General features: G+C 32.1%; 1 protein-coding gene. It reads right to left on the bottom strand.

Features of this window, described 5'->3' with window-relative positions:
• Window positions 1-442 precede the first annotated feature (442 nt).
• Window positions 443-1,069: DUF1214 domain-containing protein (locus tag JC605_RS23525; RefSeq protein ID WP_198858517.1), on the bottom strand; the 627-nt coding region annotated here is incomplete at its 5' end.

Raw genomic sequence — 1,069 nt, forward strand, 5'->3', positions numbered from 1 at the left:
ATCTCAGTTTCCGAACTAGTGGTAGTTTCCTGTGATTTTTTTTTGCACGAAGTTCCTATTCCTACTACCAGTAGAAATAAAATAGATATTCTTACTAATTTCTTTTTCATCGGGTATTGATTTAATTTATTGATATATTATGTTCTTAATTCTTTCCTTGTATTAAAATTACGAGCGTAATTGTTAATGGTTACTTTATAAGGGGCTATCATCTCTTAATTATTATCAAAAGTTATAACAACTTATATTTAACTTTTTCTATGCTTTCTAATTAGTGAATTTCATCAACCACAATTTTAAATCTCATTTTTTAATCTAAATGCACATTAGTTAAACTGCCTTGAAATTTAAATGGAGGATGATAATTTTCATCTATAGGCATGTCAGGATTCAATCTTATATCCTGAAATTCATTTAATGAATATTTAAAAATTTATTAATCTTATTTTACTTCCAACACTTTATGATTTTTTACAAAATCTTTTCTGTATTCTACAATGGTTTCTACAGAAGAAGGAAGATAACATCTGAATAATGCATTCCAGTTTTTAGGAACTTTTATATTGTTAATGGCATCAGGTCCGCCATTAAAATTAAGTGTAATGGTGCCGTCAGGATTTGGCTTTGCTTTACTACTGTTCATATTAAAAGGATCAGTTACAACCCAGCCTTGTTCGTCGTAGATGGTGATAGACCAGTAACCTGCTCTTTTGTATTGAAGATCAGGTTTTTTGAAAGTAACAGAACTGTGTTTTCCTTCTTTTGCACCTTCATCCCCGGGTAGAACAACAAAATAATAAGCATGTTTGGCAGGCAATCCAGCCCATCCTGCAAGGTTTATCATTTGATATTGAGGGCTTACTATATTCTTTTTGCTATCAACAAAACCTTTTTCAATCACGCCTTCGGTAATGGCTCTTTTAAGTAATTCTCCTCTTAATTTATTAAACGAAGTAACATCATATTTTACTTCTGAAACATAGGGTTTGGCAGATCCCGCTACCACAGTAACAGCATCCTGGCGTTTTCTCATTTCTTCCATTCCTTTCTCATCCAGACTTCTTGGCTG

It is taken from the genome of Flavobacterium sp. IB48 (assembly GCF_016405855.1).
In the GTDB taxonomy this organism is placed as follows: Bacteria; Bacteroidota; Bacteroidia; order Flavobacteriales; family Flavobacteriaceae; genus Flavobacterium; species Flavobacterium ginsengisoli.